This is a genomic window from Micromonospora sp. NPDC000121 (assembly GCF_042899165.1).
GTDB lineage: Bacteria > Actinomycetota > Actinomycetes > Mycobacteriales > Micromonosporaceae > Micromonospora.
In genome coordinates this window covers 14,950-29,934 of sequence record NZ_JBIAZP010000005.1, presented here as the reverse complement: position 1 = coordinate 29,934, position 14,985 = coordinate 14,950, and the positions used below count along the sequence as shown (strand labels likewise).

Below are 14,985 nucleotides of genomic sequence, written 5' to 3'. Positions count from 1 at the left end.
GCCACATCCGTCCCACCCTCGCCGCCCGCCCGGCCCTGCGCCGCCGGATCCCCGACCGCCGGCCCGCGGATCGTGGACAGCTTCCGTTCCCGAGGACGGTAACTGTCCAGGATTCGGGGCATCCCCTCCACGTGGAGCTGGTGACGGTGGGGCACGGGGCGGCGGACCGGACGCGGCTGGGCGAGCTGCTCGCCGGCGCCGGGGTCGCCCTCGTCGTGGACGTGCGGCGGTTCCCCGCGAGCCGCACCAACCCCGACGTCCGCCGGGAGGAGTTGGCACGCTGGCTGCCGGCGGCCGGGATCGACTACCGCTGGGAGCAGCGCCTCGGCGGGCGGCGGCACACCCCGGCCGGCGCCGCCGAGCCGGACAACTGGTGGACCGTCGCCGCCTTCCGGGCGTACGCGGCGTACACCCGTACCGCCGACTTCCGGGCGGCGCTGGACGCGGTGCTCGCGGACGCGGCGGCCCGGACCACGGCGGTCATGTGCAGCGAGAGCGTCTGGTGGCGCTGCCACCGGCGGCTGATCGCCGACGTGGCCGCGCTGGGGCGCGGCGTGCCGGCGGTTCACCTGATGCCCGACGGGCGGCTCGCCCCGCACCGGCCCGCCGCAGGTGCCCGCCGGCTCGGCGGCGGAGACCTCGTCTGGGACGGCTGAGAAACTTCTCCACCGGACCCACCCGTCGGGGCGTCGCCGCGCGTGGTCCTGATCGGGAGGTGGGGTGTGGACCCTGAGGAGTCGTTCCGCGCGTACGTGTCGGGGCGCATCGCGGCGCTGTCCCGCGCGGCGTGGCTGCTGACCGGCGACCGCCACCAGGCCGAGGACCTCGTCCAGCTCACCCTGGTGCGGGTCGCCAGGCACTGGGAGCGGATCAGCGGGTCGGGCGACCCCGACCCGTACGTGCGGCGCACCATGTACAGCCAGCACGTGTCGCTGTGGCGGCGCCGGTGGCGGGGCGTGGACCTGCACGCCGAGCCGCCGGAGCAGGCTCTGCCGGACGGCAGCGCCGACGTCGCCCGCGCCCTGGTGGTGCGGGCCGCGCTGGCCCGGCTGGCGCCCCGGCAGCGGGCCGTGCTGGTGCTGCGCTTCTACGAGGACCTCACCGAGGTGGAGACGGCCCAGGTGCTCGACTGCTCGGTCTCCACGGTCAAGAGCCAGACCCGGGACGCGCTGGCGCGGCTGCGTACGCACGCTCCCGAACTGGCCGAGCTGGTCGGCGCGACGGCGGGGGAGGCGTGATGGGCGAGGAGCTGCGGAACGTGCTGCGGGATCTGGGCGAGCGGATGCCACCGGTCCGGCTGGGCGACGACCCGTGGGCGGCGGGACGGCGGCTACGGCGGCGGGCGCGCCGGCGGACTGCCGTGGTGTCGCTGGTGGCGGTGCTGGCCTGCGCTCTCGGCGTGCCGGTGACGCTCGGCACCGTCGAGCAGCGGTCGATGACGGGCTCCGTGCCCGACGCCGTGCCGCGCCAGATCGGGGTGCCGTACATGTGGCAGGCGACCGTCGAGCAGGATCCGCCCGGCCGGGCGTCGCTGCTGTTCAGCGGCGGCGACCGCCTCGGCCTCCGCGGCATCGACCCGATCGACCACGAGGGCAAGGTGGCGGTGCTCGGCATGGGCGGGAAGTACCGCACGCTGCTCTACGGCGACGCCGAGCGCAGCGCCGGGGTCGACGTGCTGCTCTCTCCGGACAGCCGGTACGTCGCGGACGGTTCCGCCGACGGGTGGGTCCACGTGACCGACCTCATCACCGGCGACCGGCGGTCCTTCGCCGGCGGGGCGGACAGCACCTGCTGCACCACGCCGGTCGCCTGGGCCCCGGGCGGCGACGCCCTGCTCGTGCTGCACCACCAGGACGGCGACCCGGACGGCGACGGGGTGCGCCCCAGCCGGCTGCTCCTGCTGGACCTGGCCACCGGCGCCAGCCGCCGGGTGGGGGGCGACCTCGGCGACCGGTGGAGCCTGCGCACCGGGTCGCTGGCCGCGTTCTCCCCGGACGGCACCCGCATCGCCGTCGACGCCGGCGGCGAGCTGATCATGCTGGACCGCGCCGGCACCGTCGCCTGGTCCCGCGAGCTGGGGCCGGACGAGCGGCTCGCCGGGGTCGGCGCGTTCACCCCCGACGGCTCGGCGGTCGCCGTCTTCCGTCTCGACGGCTGCCAGAGCATGTGCGACGCCGACCAGCGGGCCGCCCGCACCTGGCGGACCGGCTACGTCGACGCGGCGACCGGCCAGGACGGCACCGGCCCCGCCGTGCCCCCGACGCAGGGGCAGGCCCTGCGGGCGCTGGGCTGGAGCCACGGCCGTGCCCTGGTCGCGCTCCGGTACGCCCCGGAGCCCGGCATGATGATGGGGGAGAGCAACGAGTGGGACGACACCGGCTACCGGGAGACCGGCCACGTGCAGTTGGTGTCGCTGGTCCCCGACGGGCGCGTCCAGGTGCTGCTCGACCCGCCCGACGGCGTGCGGGCGATGGACGTGGCGCGCCACCTGATGGAGGCCGGCCGGTTCGGCGGCCCGGCTGACGACCCGCGTCCATTCCCGGCCCGGCCGCTCCTCCTGCTGCCGGCCGTGCCGGTGCTGCTGCTGGTGGTCGGTGGGGCCGTCGGGGCGCTGCTGTGGTGGCGCCTGCGCCGGCGCCGGGCGGTCAGTCGGTGAGCTCGTCGGCGAGCAGGTCCATCAGCAGCCCGTCGTGCCAGCGGCCGTCCTCGCCGCGCTCGTAACGGCGCAGCACGCCTACCGGCCGGAAGCCGACCTTGGCGTAGCTGCGCACGGCCGGGGTGTTCGCCGCCGCCGGGTCGATGGTGAACCGGTGGTGCCCGTACGCCTCGACCAGGTGCCGGACCAGGGTGCGGATGGCGTCCGGCCCGAGCCCCCGGCCGTGCACCGACGGGTCCAGGAAGACGTCCAGGCTGGCGTGCCGGTAGTCCGGGTCGTCCTCGGCGTACCACTGGATGGCGCCGACCACCCGGCCGTCGTGTTCGATCGCGTACACCGACAGGTCGTCGTCGGCCAGGTCGGCCCGCACGGCCGCGGCGAGGTCGTCGCCGCCGCGCCACCAGCGCCGCACCTGCGGGGTGGCGCGGATCGCGGCGAGCGCCGGCACGTCGGCCGCGGTGGCCGGACGCAGCGTGACCGCCCTGCCCCGCAGCATCCCTCAGCCCCGGATCTCGCCGTGCTCGACGCAGACCGCCGCCCAGCCGACCGGCAGCACCTGCACCTTCATCCGGCGGCGGCACCGCGCGCAGTACCGCGGCGGCTCCAGCTCGCGCGCCGCCCGGCAGGCCGCGTGGGCGCCGGCGCCGGCCGGCTCCCCGCACCGGTCGCACCACGGGTCGGGGGCCACCCCGCCGCCGGCCGCCGGCACCGCGTCGCGCGCCGTCGTCGGCACGCGCGCCGCGTCGCCCGCCGGCACCGGGACGCGCGCCGCGTCGCTCGTCGTCACCGGGCGCTCACAGCGTCGCGGAGAGCGCCTTGACCGGCATCTTCAGGTCGTCGAGCAGCTCGAGATCCGCGGTCGCCGGCCGGCCCAGGGTGGTCAGGTAGTTGCCGACGATCACCGCGTTGATGCCACCCAGCAGGCCGTCGCGGGTGCCCAGGTCACCGAGGGTGATCTCCCGGCCGCCCGCGTACCGCAGGATGGTGCGCGGCATCGCGAGCCGGAAGGCGGCGATCGCGCGCAGCGCGTCCTTGCCCTCCACCACCGGGCGGTCGCCCAGCGGGGTGCCGGGCCGGGGGTTGAGGAAGTTCAGCGGGACCTCGTGCGGGTCCAGCTCGGCGAGCTGCGCGGCGAACTCGGCCCGCTGCCCCACCGTCTCGCCGAGGCCGAGGATGCCGCCACAGCAGACCTCCATGCCGGACTCGCGGACCATCCGCAGCGTCTCCCAGCGCTCCTCCCACGAGTGCGTGGTGACCACGTTCGGGAAGTAGGAGCGGCAGGTCTCCAGGTTGTGGTTGTAGCGGTGCACGCCCATGTCGACCAGCTCGTCGACCTGCTCCTGGCTGAGCATGCCCAGGGACGCGGCCACCTGGATGTCGACCTCGGCCTTGATCGCGGCGACGCCCTCGCGCATCTGCTTCATCAGCCGGGCGTCCGGACCGCGTACGGCGGCCACGATGCAGAACTCCGTCGCACCGGTCGCGGCCGTCTGCTTCGCCGCCTCGACCAGCGACGGGATGTCCAGCCAGACCGAGCGCACCGGCGAGGTGAACAGGCCGGACTGCGAACAGAAGTGGCAGTCCTCCGGGCAGCCGCCGGTCTTCAGCGAGACGATCCCCTCGACCTCCACCTCGGGGCCGCACCAGCGCATCCGTACCTCGTGGGCGAGCTGGAGAGCGGCGGGCAGGTGCTCGTCGGGCAGGTTCAGCACGGCGAGGACGCCGGCCTCGTCGAGACCGACGCCGTTCTCCAGCACCTGGGTTCGGGCCTGGTCGAGGATCTCTGGCATGGCTCGTACCCTACAAGGCCGCCCGGCCGGGAGAAACGGCCAGCGTGTCGGGCCGACGGCGCCGGGGTGGACGCGCCGGGCCAGGTCCGACGGGTGGTAATTTCGCCCGGCGGAAGCAGCCGACGACGGTCGGCACGGGCGGCGTGGGGGTGACGGTGGCGGACTGGCTGGCGGCGCTCGACCGCCGCGCCGAGCTGCGCGCGAAGGCGGGGCTGACCCGCACGCTGCTGCCCCGGGCCGCCGGCGACGCCGTGGTCGACCTGGCCGGCAACGACTACCTCGGCCTGGCCACCCACCCCGAGGTCACCGCCGCGGCGGCGCGGGCGCTGTCCGCGTACGGGCTGGGGGCCACCGGGTCGCGGCTGGTGCGCGGCTCCACCGACGCGCACCACGCGCTCGAGGACGCCCTCGCCGACTGGCTCGGCACCGACCGCGCGCTCGTCTTCTCGTCCGGCTACCTGGCCAACCTCGGGGCGGTCCGGGCGCTCGTGCGGCCGCGTACGCTCCTCGTCTCCGACGCCCACAACCACGCGTCGCTGATCGACGGCTGCCGGATCTCGGGCGCGGAGACGGTGGTGACGCCGCACGCCGACGTGGCGGCGGTGGCCGCCGCGCTCGCCGCCGCGCCGGGCCGGCCGGCGGTGGTCGTCACCGAGTCGGTCTTCTCCGTCGACGGCGACCTCGCCCCGCTGGCCCGGCTGCACGCCGTCGCCCGGGAGCACGGCGCGCTGCTGCTCGTCGACGACGCGCACGCCCTCGGAGTGACCGGCCCGGCGGGCGCCGGGGGCGTCGCCGCCGCCGGTCTCGCCGGCCAGCCCGACGTGGTGGTCACCGCGACCCTGTCCAAGGCGCTCGGCGGCGCGGGCGGCGTGGTCGCCGGGCCGGCCGCGCTCGTCCGGCACGTGGTCGAGACCGGGCGGACGTTCATCTTCGACACCGCGCTGCCCCCGGCGGTCGCCGCCGGCGTGCACGCCGCCGTCGGGCTGGCCCGCGCCGGCGACGACCTGCGCGCGGAGCTGACCGAGCGGGCCGCCCTCGCGGTACGCCGGCTGACCGCCGCCGGCCTGGCCGTCTCCGACCCCGACGGCGCGGTCGTCTCGGTCACCGCGCCAGGACCCGAGGCCGCGACCGCGTGGGCGGCCGACTGCCGCGACCGGGGCGTCGCCGTCGGCTGCTTCCGCCCTCCGTCCACCCCGGACAGCCGGTCCCGGCTGCGACTCACCATCGGCGCGGGGGTGCCCCGGCGGGACTTCGAGCGGGCCCTGGAGGTCATCGTGGAGTGTGCACCGTGAGCGCGAGGAGTGAGCCGGTTTTGCGAGCCCCGCAGTCGCGAACCGAGGTGGCACCGTGAGCGCGAGGAGTGAGCCGGTTTTGCGAGCCCCGCAGTCGCGAACCGAGGTGGCACGGTGACCACGCCGTGGCGGGGGCCGGTGCTGGTGACCGGCACCGACACCGAGGTCGGCAAGACCGTGGTGACGGCGGCGATCGCGGCCGCGGCGCAGGCCGCCGGCCTGCGCGTCGCGGTGGTCAAGCCCGGCCAGACGGGTACGGCCACCGGCGAGCCCGGCGACGTCGACTCCGTCACCCGGCTGGCCGCCCCGCTGACGGGCCGCACCCTGGCCAGCTTCCCGGATCCGCTCGCCCCGCTGGCCGCGGCCCGGGTCGCCGAGCTGGAGCCGCTGGAGCTGTACACCGCCGTCGACGCGGTCCGCGAGGAGGCCGAGAAGCACGACCTGGTGCTGGTGGAGGGCGCGGGCGGGCTGCTCGTACCGATGGGGCTGCGGCCGTCGGGGGAGCCCTGGACGGTGGCCGACCTGGCGGTCTCGCTGGGCTGCCCGGCCGTGGTGGTGGCCCGGGCGGGGCTCGGCACCCTGAACCACACCGCGCTCACCCTGGAGGCCCTGGAACGCCGGGCGGTGCCGGCGGGCGTGGTGATCGGCGCGTGGCCGGCCGACCCGGAGCTGGTGCACTGGGCCAACCTCACCGATCTGGTGCCGCACCTGCTGGGCGCCCTGCCGGCCGGTGCCGGCGCGATGGACCCGGGGGTGTTCCGGCGGTCCGCGCCCGGCTGGCTCACTCCGGCGCTCTACGGGGTGCTCGACGACTGGCGTGCCTGGGCCGACGAGATGTGAGCACCTGACTTTCGTCGGTGCCCGCCCAGGTCGGGCGTGGGTAGCCTGGCCGCCGTGGAGAGCTGGTGGCCCGCGCGCGCGGGCGGCGGACGCGAGGCTCGGGCGGGCGTCCGGCGGTGGACCGGTGACCTGTTCCTGTGGCTGGTGACCGCCGCCCCGATCGGGTACGCGGGCGTCACGCCGCCGCACTCCGGGCGGGCCTTCGCCCTGACGGTCGGCGCGCTGCTGCTGCTCGCCGCGGCGGTCGCGGTGAGCCGGCGGTGGCCGGTCGCCGCCCTGGTGGCGGTGGTGCTCGGCTCGTTGCTGGACGGCAACTTCCTCTTCGCGATCCCGGTGTTCAGCTACCTGGCCGGCCGCCGCAGCGCCACCGCCGTGCCGGCCGCCCTCGCCTTCGGCGCGATCGCGGCCGGCGGCACCGCGCTCAACCTGGGGCTGCTCGGCACCGGCGCGGCCACCTGGTTCCTGCTCGCCTCGGTGCTGCTCTTCGCCGGGGTGTTTCCGTGGCTCGTCGGGCGGTACCGGCGCCAGCAGGCCGCCCTGGCCGACGCCGGCCGGCGGCACGCCGAGGCGAGGGACCGCGAACAGCGGGGCGCCGCGGAGCGGATCCGGCTGCGGGAACGGGCCCGCATCGCCCAGGAGATGCACGACTCGCTCGGGCACGACCTGAGCCTGATCGCCCTGCGCGCGGCCACCCTGGAGGTCACCGACGACCTCGCCCCCGCGCACCGGGCCGCCGCCGGCGAGCTGCGGGCCAGCGTCGCGGCCGCCACCGAACGGCTGCACGGGATCATCGGGGTGCTCCGGGACGAGGGCGGGGCGGCCACGACCCGGCCGGCCGACGAGACCGTCGCGGACCTGGTCGACGGGGCCCGGGAGGCCGGCATGGCGGTCGACGTGGACCCACCGGGCGGGCTGCCGGACCTGCCGGCAGCCACCGCGCGCACCCTGCACCGGGTGGTCCGGGAGGCGCTCACCAACGCCGCCCGGTACGCGCCCGGCGCGGCGGTCACCGTCAGCCTGGCCCGCGACGACGACCGGGTCGAGGTGTCCGTCGTGAACGCGCCGCCACCGGCCGGGCCGCTGCCCGGCCCGCCGTCCAGCGGTTCCGGCCTGCTCGCCCTCACCGAGCGGGTCCGCCTCGCCGGTGGTGCCCTGACGGCCGGTCCCCATGGTGGTGGCGGTTTCGCCGTCCGCGCCCGGCTGCCGGTGGGTGGCCTCCCCGGCGTCGACGCCCTCCTGCCGCCCAGCGCCGCCCTCGGTCCGGGCGACGCCTCCGGTCCCGGTGGCGGCCCTCGGCCGGGCGAGGCCGAGCGGCGGCTGCGCGACGCCCGCCGGCGGGTCCGGCGCAGCCTGCTGACGGCGCTCGGCGCCCCGGCGGGCCTCGCCCTCGTCCTGTCGCTGGTCTACTACCCGGTCGCCACGGCCGGAACGGTGCTCGACGCGGAAGCCTTCGCGCGGATGCCCCTCGGCGCGGAGCGCGCCGCGCTGACCGGGCTGCCCCGGCGCCAGCTCGACCCTCCCGCCGAGCCGGCGCGGCCCGGCTGCGAGCACTACACCGACGGCAACTTTCCCCTGGCCGAGCCGACCTGGCGGCTCTGCTTCGCCGACGGCCGGCTGGTCAGCAAGGAGCGGATCAACGGATGAACGCCGACACGGGCGGCCCGGTGCGGGTCGTCCTCGCCGACGACGAGGCGATGATCCGGGCCGGTGTCCGGGCCATCCTGGCCACCGACCCGGGGATCGAGGTGATCGGCGAGGCCGCCGACGGCCGGGCCGCCGTGGACCTCGTCCTGGCGCACCGGCCCCGGGTGGCGCTGCTGGACATCCGGATGCCCAGGCTGGACGGGCTCAGCGCGGCCGCCGAGATCCGCCGCCTCGTGCCGGAGACCGCGACGGTCATGCTGACCACCTTCGGCGAGGACGACCACGTGGCCCGGGCGCTCGGGCACGGGGCCAGCGGATTCCTGCTCAAGGCCGGCGACCCGCGCGAGCTGATCGCCGGGGTGCACGCCGTCGCGGACGGCGGCGCATATCTGTCGCCGCGGGTGGCCCGCCGGGTGATCGAGCTGGGCGGGGACCGGGTGGCCCGCCGGCCGGTGGCGCGGGACCGGCTCGCCGGGCTGACCGAGCGGGAGCGGGAGGTGCTCGCGCTGGTCGGGGCGGGACTGTCCAACGCCGAGATCGCCCGCCGGCTGTACCTGGTCGAGGGTACCGTGAAGAGCTATCTGACCAGCATCTTCACCCGGCTGGAGGTACGCAACCGGGTGCAGGCGGCGATCCTCGCGTACGAGGCGGGGCTGGTCGAGCCCACCGGCTGACCGTCCAGCAGCGTCGACGGCCGGCGCGGGTCCGGCGGCCCCGCCACCGGGCGGCTTCGCCCGGCTCCTGAGGGAACAGCGGGGTGACCATGAGGCTGCGCGGAGCACGGTCAGCGTGAGCGCCGCGCCGGGCCGGGGCGCCGCCACGGCGGCGGATCAGCGGCGGCGGACGACGAAGGCGTCGGGCATCCGGAACGTGAGGTTGTCGGGGCACCACGGCTCGCGGACGACGGTGACCCCGTCCAGCAGCGGGGCCGTCTCGCCGACCACCACCGCCGCCTCCATCCGGGCGAGCTGGTCGCCGACGCAGCGGTGCGCGCCCGCCCCGAAGGCCAGGTGCCGGCGGGATCCGCGCTGCCCGGGCCGGAACTCGTCGGGCGCGTCCACGGCGGCCGGGTCCCGGCCGGCGCGGGCCAGCCAGAGCACGATGCCGGTGCCCGCCGGCACCGCCGTCCCGCCCAGCGTGGCGTCCACCGCGGCCACCCGTCGCCAGGTGACGATCGGCGGCTCCAGCCGGAGCCCCTCCTCGACCACGTCGGCGACCGCGACGGTGCCGGCCCGCAGGCCGGCCAGCACGGCCGGCTCGCCGGCCAGCCGGTGCAGCAGCAGGGTGAGGAACTGCGACGTGGTCTCCTGGCCGGCGACCAGCAGGAAGAACAGCGCGCCGACCACCACGTCGGGCGGGTGCCCGGCCGCCCGCAGCGACCCGGCCAGCCCGCCCCCGGTCTCGGCGAACTCCCGCAGCACCCGGTGGAACCGGCCCACCTCGGCCGCGAGCGCCGACTGGCGGTCGGCGTCCAGCGGCGCCCAGAACAGTTCCAGCGCCGCGCGGGCGAACTCCTTCACGGCCCCGACCGGCGCGTCGGGCAGCTCGACCAGCCGGGCCAGCACCAGCAGCGGCAGGTCGGCGGCGAGTTCGGCGTAGAGGTCGACCGGCGTGCCCGCGTCCAGGGCGGCGCCGATCGCGGTGAGGCGCTCCCGGACCAGCCCGGCCAGCCAGGGCCGCTGCGCGGCGACCCGGGTCGGGTGCAGGGCCTCGGCGACGATCGCCCGGATCCCCGGGTGGCTGGCGCCGCCGTTGTTCGCCAGGGTCGGCGGCAGCCGGAACCGGTGCCCGGCCAGCACCCGCAGGGCCGCCACCGGGATCGGGGTCACCGCGTCCAGCGCGTTGTCCGGCCGGTAGGTCGCCGGGTCGGTCAGCACCTCCCGGACCAGCGCGTGCCGGGTCACCACCAGGTGTTCGACACCCACGTGGTCGGCCACCCGGGCCACGTCCGGCCAGTGCGCGTCGGTGGTCTGCGCCCAGCTCCGGAACAGCACGCCGACACGCTATCGGGCGGCTCCCGGCAGCCCGGCCCGCAACTGCCACACCGTGGTGCGCTTCACCCGTACGCTCTCCAGCGTCTCGGGCACCGGCACGTCATAGGCGGCCAGCTCGTCGAAGCGGTCGCGGGGCAGGAACGCCCGGCCGGGATCGCCCACCAGCACGTCGGCCCCGGCGCGGGCGGCCCGGAGCAGGAAGCGCAGCACCCGGTTGGCCATCGCCTCGCTGTAGAACACGTCCCCGGCGAACACCACCTCGGCCCCGCCGGCGTCGCCGTCGAGGATGTCGCCGAGCTCCGCGTCGACGCGTACCCCGTTGGCCTCGGCGTTGACCGCCACGGCCGCGACGGCCAGCTCGTCGATCTCCACGGCGCGGACGGCGGCGGCGCCGGCCCGCGCGGCGGCGATGGCGACGAGGCCGGAGCCGGCGGCGAGGTCGAGCACCCGGCGGCCGGCGACCAGCTCGGGATGGTCGCTGACGTACCGGGCCAGCGCCTGCCCGCCGGCCCACGCGAAGGCCCAGAACGGCGGCGGCTGCGCGCTGCGGAACTCGCCCTCGGTCAGCTCCCACAGCCCGATGGCGTCGTCCGCCTGGTGCAGCCGCACCTCGGGGACGAAGGCGACCGGGGCGAGGCGGGCGTGCAGGCGGACGAAGGCGGTCGAAAGGTCGGACACGCCGCTGATTGTCTCCCGTCGCCCCGTCCCGGCGTGGCGCGGGGCGACGGCGACCGTGACCTGCCGCACCGGGACCGGCGGTCGCCCGTCGGGGCCGGCCGGCACGCCGACCGGCCCCGACGGACGGTCACTTCGAGAACGCCTGGAACTCGGCGATGCGCACCTGCGTACGCGCCGGGCTGGCGGTCGCGCAGTCGGTGGTGGTCGCCGGGTCGTCGTCCTGCTCGCCCGCGTAGTCCGGCCCGCCGGTGCACTGGCTGGCCAGGACCTCCAGCCGCAGGTGCGTGGCCAGCGTGGTCGGCACCGCGAACTCGCGCAGGTTGATGTCCCGCACGTACGCCCGGTACGCCCCACCCGGGAACGCGTCCGCCGCGCTGGTGTGGATCCGCTGCCAGTTCGCCGGATCCGCGCAGTCCGTGGTCTTCGCGTTGCAGGCGGACACCGCGAACGACCGCAGCGCGCTGAGCGAGTTCTGGCTGCCCGGGTCGGCGTCGCCGGAGATCGCCGGGCGCAGCATCGCGCTGACGTTGACCCGCTTCACGACCTGCGGCGCGTCGCCGGGCAGCGCCACGGTGACCTGCTTGCCGGCCACCCCGTCGAGGGACGCCCAGTTGGTCGCCTCGGTGTCGTCGGCGATCCGGTCCAGGTTGACCCCGTCGCCGGTGATCGTCGCGCCGGAGGCGGTGGACGCCAGGTTGCGGCTCATCCGCAGGTCGACGTACCCGTCCTTGCCGGCCTCGGCTTCCACGGTGAGCCGTTGGTGGCCGAAGCCGGGCGCGACGGCGAGCAGTTGGTACGCGCCGGGCACCAGCTCGACCCGGTCCGGCAGCGCCGTCGCCGGGTCGGTGTCGGCCACCGGGACCGCCCGTGCCTCGTACGCCCCGACGTACACCCGGATCGGCGCGTCGGCGCTGTCGCCCTTGGGGCGGAGGGTGAGCACGGCGTTGTCGGCGCCGGGGGCGGCGAAGCTCGGCGTCGGGTCGGTGTCGGAGGCGCCGTTGGTGGCGGCGTCCCGGCCCATCCCGGAGCGGGCGAACTCGGCCCAGATCAGGTCCTGGTTGGCGCCGCCGAAGCGGAGCAGGTCGGCGGTGAGCATGTTGTCCCGCATGTCGAGCATGCTGACCTGGCTGGCCGCCTGGAGCAGGAACGAGTCGAAGACCAGCTGCGACCAGCGCCGGTTGCCGGGGCACTGCTCGACCGGCACCCTGCCCTGCGCGCAGTCGAGCTGCCGCTGCGGGGTGCCGAGGCCGTACTTGGCGACCAGGGCCGCCCGGACCCGGAAGTTGGTCGCGCTCCAGATCTCGCCGTCGGCGTGTACGGCGGGACCGCCCGTGTTGTAGCCGACGTCGGAGTAGTTCAGCGGGCTGCGGCTGAAGTCGTGGTTGCGGATGCCGCTGACCAGGTTCCCGGTGACGTAACCGCCGGTGACGTACGGCGTCTCGCCGGGGGGGCGCAGCCCGTGCTGGAACAGGTACTCGGCGGCGAGCAGGTCGCTCCACGACTCGCCCATCGACCCGCCCTGGTGCCCGCCGATGCCGCTGTCCGGGCCGGCGATCATCCGGTTGGTGATGGCGTGGGTGTACTCGTGCCCGATCACCGTCATGTCGTAGTCGCCGTCGACGCAGGGCGGGTACGGCCCGCCGGCCTGCGGCTGCCACAGGTACATGTTGGTGGTCGGCGGCAGGCCGTCGCGCGGGGTGCCCTGGTTGGCGTTGTTCCGGTTGCCGCTGAGCGCGCCCTGCTGGGCGCGGCCCTGCTCGGCGTCGCCGCCCCGGCCGGCCGGGGTCAGGTTCACCGCCTGGAGGTTCCAGGTGGCCTCGGTGAAGCCGAGGTGCCAGGCCCAGTCGTGCATCCGGTTGTGCATGGCGAAGAGGTTGGCGATGGCGGCGTCGCCGTCGTTGCGCTGCGCGGAGGTGAACACCTCGGGGTTGCAGCGGGCCTGGTGCCACTGGTCGGTGAACGGGTACTCGTAGCGGCGTTCCGGGCTGGGCGTGGCCGGGACGGCCGGCGTGCCGGCGCCCCAGGACCGCACGGTGTTGGCGGAGTTGCCGCGCGCGGTGCCGGTGGGCGTGCCGGTGGCCGCGTCGACGTCCCACGGCTGCCCGGTGGCCGGGTCACGGAACGCCTCCTGGCAGTCCGGCGCCGGGTCGCCGCACCAGCGCACCCGAGGGTCCTGCCCCGGGCCGAGGTCGCGCGGCGGGGTGGCCGGGAAGACCGCCCAGCTCGGGTTGTCGGAGTCGAAGTCGACGAGGTCCTCCCGGACCAGCACCTGCCCGGTGATTCCGTCGACGTAGGTGGTGAACGCCTCCGGGTGGTCGGCGTCGGCGCCGATCAGGGTCACCTCGTACGCGGCCCGGGGCCCGTCGAGCGGGGTGGGCACGGCGACGGCCCGCACGCTGTGGCTGCGGACCGCGTCGGGGGCCAGGCCGGCATCGGCGAGCGCCGCGGCGTACGCCTGCTCGTCGGTGAGGGTGGCGGGCGCCGGCGCGGCGGTGTCCCGGGAGAGCGAGGAGCTGACCGCGAGGACCTTGCCGGCGGCGACCGCGACGGTGACCAGGCCGTCGTGCCCGGCCGGCAGGGTGCCGAAGCGCTGCCGGAGGGTGACCACCGCGCCGTCGCCGATCGGCCGGACCAGCAGCCGGTCCATCGCCTCGACGGCGGCGGCGTCCAGGCCGAAGAGGTCCTGGTTGCCGGTCAGGTACGCGCGGGCGGCCGCCTCCGGGTCGCCGGGGAGACCGGTGGCGAGCGGGGCGCGGGCGGGGCCGAGCGCGTGCGGGGTGCCCAGCCGGTTCCAGCGGACGTCCGGGTCGGCCTTGCGGGCCAGGCCCCGCTGCCGGGCGTCGGGGGCGGCGGTGCCGGGGCGGTTGTCGACGTCGGCGTGCTCGTGCCCCTCGGCGAACGGGCCGGAGCGCCGCTCGGTGGAGGCGCCGCCGGCGGGGGCGGCGGCGGTGGGGGCGGCGGGGAGCAGCGCGGCCACCACCGCCGCCGCTGCCAGGACGGGGACGAGCCGGTGGCGACGCCGGCTCATCCAGGGTGTCCACTCCGGTTGTGCCACGGGACCTCCTCGTGGGAGCGGGGGATGGCCGGACCTCCGCCGGCCGCGCAGCGCCGTGACGCATGCGCATCTGTGGATATCAGCCCCGGGTCGGCGGGAACAAGGGCCACGCCTACTCAAGGCGCCCCCGGCTACCCCGATCGTGGAGGCGGGAGACGGCCGAGCACCGGGAGCCCCACGGGCTCGCCGGCAGCGCGCTCCCGCCCGCCGCCACGAGAAGATGGCGGTCGCCGCGCTGGCGCCGCCGGTGTGGCGGCGGACGCGACGCCGGCGTTACGGCGCCCAGTCGGGGTCGCGGCCGAAGGCGGCGACGAGGCGGTCCTGCGGGTCGGCCTCCGCCGGCACGTCGACCTCCGACCGGATCAGCCTCTCCCGCTGGTAGTCGCCGATCCGCCGGCCGAACCAGCGGGCGCACTCGGCGACCGCTTCGGCGTCCAGCCGGGGGTCGGCGCCGATCGCCACGGCCAGGTCCCAGGCGTGGACCAGGTGTTCCGCGATGAGCTGGTGCAGGTACTCGTCCGCCGGGGTCTCGCCGGCGGAGAGCGCGACGGTACGTTCCAGCGCCCCGGGGTGGGTGAAGGCCAGCTCCGCCTGCGCCGCCGCCTCCCGGGCCGCCTCGACCGGGTCCGGACCGAGCAGGTCGCCGTCGTAGCGGTCGCCGACCTCCTCGATCGTCCGGCCGGCGAGCAGGGGCACGCTCCACCGGTCCTCGCCGACGACGTGGTTGACCAGCGCCCGGACGTCCCAGTCCGGGCAGGGGGTCGGGTCCGACCACTGCCCGGGGCCGACCAGCTCCACCCGGTCGGTGAACTCGGCCAGGCTGCGGCGGTACGTCTCCAGCGGGTCCATGCCGACGATTGTTCCGGGCGGCCCGGTACACCGAGCCTTTTTGCCGGCTTAGGCCGGAGGTGCCCGCATTGGCCGCCCCCGTCCGGCCTGCCGCCCTGCCGCCCGGCGGGCATCGGTCGAGCTGGTCCGTCCGGATGACCGCCCGCTGGCGGCGAACATCGGTGGAGCCGGTCCGGTGCGCCGCCCT

At 76.6% G+C, this 14,985-nt stretch carries 14 protein-coding genes; 7 read left to right on the top strand and 7 right to left on the bottom strand.

The window, feature by feature from the left end:
• Positions 1-131: 131 nt before the first annotated feature.
• From ACFY23_RS16160 to ACFY23_RS16150, 3 genes are all read left to right on the top strand, one after another.
• A complete protein-coding gene (locus ACFY23_RS16160) occupies positions 132-656 on the top strand; it encodes a DUF488 domain-containing protein (protein ID WP_350683861.1) in 525 nt (174 codons plus the stop codon).
• 66 nt (positions 657-722) lie between these two features.
• On the top strand, positions 723-1,238 hold the full coding sequence (locus ACFY23_RS16155; RefSeq protein ID WP_350683863.1) for a SigE family RNA polymerase sigma factor: 516 nt from the start codon (positions 723-725) through the stop codon (positions 1,236-1,238).
• Positions 1,238-2,656 carry a WD40 repeat domain-containing protein gene (locus tag ACFY23_RS16150; RefSeq protein WP_350683865.1) on the top strand — a complete coding sequence of 473 codons (1,419 nt, stop codon included), beginning with the start codon at positions 1,238-1,240 and terminating at the stop codon, positions 2,654-2,656. Before ACFY23_RS16155 ends, ACFY23_RS16150 begins: the two co-directional genes overlap by 1 nt.
• Here the strand turns inward: ACFY23_RS16150 and ACFY23_RS16145 are convergent.
• The 3 genes from ACFY23_RS16145 to bioB all read right to left on the bottom strand — a co-directional run bounded on the left by ACFY23_RS16145 (position 2,646) and on the right by bioB (position 4,446).
• On the bottom strand, positions 2,646-3,152 hold the full coding sequence (locus ACFY23_RS16145) for a GNAT family protein (RefSeq protein ID WP_350683867.1): 507 nt from the start codon (positions 3,150-3,152) through the stop codon (positions 2,646-2,648). The two genes, ACFY23_RS16150 and ACFY23_RS16145, sit on opposite strands and share 11 nt — an antisense overlap.
• Before the next feature lie 3 nt (positions 3,153-3,155).
• Positions 3,156-3,389, bottom strand: a complete 234-nt coding sequence (locus ACFY23_RS16140) for a hypothetical protein (RefSeq protein WP_350683874.1) — start codon at positions 3,387-3,389, stop codon at positions 3,156-3,158.
• Positions 3,390-3,450: 61 nt separating this feature from the next.
• Positions 3,451-4,446 carry a biotin synthase BioB gene (gene bioB / locus ACFY23_RS16135; protein ID WP_350683869.1) on the bottom strand — a complete coding sequence of 332 codons (996 nt, stop codon included), beginning with the start codon at positions 4,444-4,446 and terminating at the stop codon, positions 3,451-3,453.
• A 155-nt stretch (positions 4,447-4,601) separates the two neighbouring features.
• On the opposite strand from bioB, the gene ACFY23_RS16130 reads away from it, so the two are divergent.
• The 4 genes from ACFY23_RS16130 to ACFY23_RS16115 all read left to right on the top strand — a co-directional run bounded on the left by ACFY23_RS16130 (position 4,602) and on the right by ACFY23_RS16115 (position 8,896).
• Entirely contained in the window at positions 4,602-5,738 is a 1,137-nt protein-coding gene (locus tag ACFY23_RS16130; RefSeq protein WP_350683871.1) for an 8-amino-7-oxononanoate synthase, read from the top strand.
• Positions 5,739-5,876: 138 nt separating this feature from the next.
• Positions 5,877-6,578, top strand: coding sequence for a dethiobiotin synthase (gene bioD, locus ACFY23_RS16125; protein WP_350683876.1), 702 nt, complete (start codon positions 5,877-5,879; stop codon positions 6,576-6,578).
• Positions 6,579-6,632: 54 nt separating this feature from the next.
• A complete protein-coding gene (locus ACFY23_RS16120; protein WP_350819087.1) occupies positions 6,633-8,222 on the top strand; it encodes a histidine kinase in 1,590 nt (529 codons plus the stop codon).
• On the top strand, positions 8,219-8,896 hold the full coding sequence (locus ACFY23_RS16115; protein ID WP_350684272.1) for a response regulator transcription factor: 678 nt from the start codon (positions 8,219-8,221) through the stop codon (positions 8,894-8,896). The genes ACFY23_RS16120 and ACFY23_RS16115 overlap by 4 nt, the downstream gene beginning before the upstream one ends.
• Before the next feature lie 156 nt (positions 8,897-9,052).
• On the opposite strand, the gene ACFY23_RS16110 is transcribed toward ACFY23_RS16115, so the two are convergent.
• The 4 genes from ACFY23_RS16110 to ACFY23_RS16095 form a co-directional block, all read right to left on the bottom strand.
• Positions 9,053-10,216 (bottom strand): cytochrome P450, encoded by a 1,164-nt coding sequence (locus tag ACFY23_RS16110; RefSeq protein WP_350684271.1) that lies wholly within the window; start codon positions 10,214-10,216, stop codon positions 9,053-9,055.
• Between the two features lie 9 nt (positions 10,217-10,225).
• A complete protein-coding gene (locus ACFY23_RS16105) occupies positions 10,226-10,894 on the bottom strand; it encodes a 50S ribosomal protein L11 methyltransferase (protein WP_350684270.1) in 669 nt (222 codons plus the stop codon).
• 127 nt (positions 10,895-11,021) lie between these two features.
• Positions 11,022-13,949 (bottom strand): M36 family metallopeptidase, encoded by a 2,928-nt coding sequence (locus tag ACFY23_RS16100; protein WP_350684269.1) that lies wholly within the window; start codon positions 13,947-13,949, stop codon positions 11,022-11,024.
• A gap of 273 nt (positions 13,950-14,222) precedes the next feature.
• Positions 14,223-14,798, bottom strand: a complete 576-nt coding sequence (locus ACFY23_RS16095) for a TIGR03086 family metal-binding protein (protein ID WP_350684268.1) — start codon at positions 14,796-14,798, stop codon at positions 14,223-14,225.
• Positions 14,799-14,985 lie beyond the last annotated feature (187 nt).